The organism is Streptococcus taonis, from assembly GCF_029948085.1.
GTDB classification, from domain to species: domain Bacteria; phylum Bacillota; class Bacilli; order Lactobacillales; family Streptococcaceae; genus Streptococcus; species Streptococcus taonis.
In genome coordinates, this window is the sequence record NZ_JARZZP010000001.1 from 1 (window position 1) to 1,016 (window position 1,016).

The 1,016-nt window shown below is 42.2% G+C and carries 1 protein-coding gene; it reads right to left on the reverse strand.

Annotated elements, in window-relative coordinates; all coding sequences use genetic code 11:
- On the reverse strand, positions 1 to 1,016 hold a 1,016-nt coding region (locus tag QEZ38_RS00005; RefSeq protein WP_281334585.1), incomplete at both ends, for a Rib/alpha-like domain-containing protein.

Sequence of the window (1,016 nt, forward strand, 5' to 3'; positions counted from 1 at the left end):
GGCTTACCATCTTTACCTGGGATTTCTACCTTAGTTCCTGGTTTGTATGTTGAGCCATCCGGTTTCTTCGGTGTTACTGTAATGTCACCTGTCTTAGGATCTTGTTCAACATCTAGTGTTGGTGTCTTTTGAGCTGGTGTTTCTGGTGTTACCTTAGCTGGTGTTGTTACTGGAACTTCTACAGCTGGTTGACCTGGTTCTGTAATCTTACCTGTACCTGGAACTTTATCGTCTGGTAATTCACTGTTTGGTACTTTACCTTTACCGTCTTCACCGATTGTGACTGGGATTGGCTTACCATCTTTACCTGGGATTTCTACCTTAGTTCCTGGTTTGTATGTTGAGCCATCTGGTTTCTTCGGTGTTACTGTAACGTCACCTGTCTTAGGATCTTGTTCCAACTCTACTGTTGGTGTGTTCTTATCCGCATCTGTACGTGGATCTACTACCTTAACAGTTACTGGAACTTCATCCTTAGAGCCATCTGGGTAAGTGACAACTGCTGTTGTTTTCTTATCGCCTGGTGTTGTAGTGTCTACTGGAGTCTTGTATTCAACTGTAGTTCCTTTTGGAAGATCGCCTACATTACCAATTGATTTCTTAGGATCTGGTGTTTCACCTACATTAACAGTTTGGTCTTTAGGTGTTGGATTGTTCTTCTCTGCATCTGTACGTGGATCTACAACCCTAACAGTTACTGGAACTTCATCTGTTGAGCCATCTGGATAAGTAACTACTACTGTACGTGTGACTTGACCATTGTTAACAGTTGGAGTTTCTCCAGCTTTCCATGCATATGTCGTTGTTGTACCTGGTGTTGTTCCTGTAGCCGGCAAGTCAGACTTGTTGGCAATATAAGTCTCTGGTGATCCCAAATCTGGAACAGTTCCATTTGAAGTCAGATTCACTGTAGGATTTGTAGCTGTTGGTGTATATTTCTCAGCTTGCTTACGGAACTCAATCTGAATATTGGCGTTATTAGCAGTGTTATTGTTTGTGTTGTTATTTGTCAGACC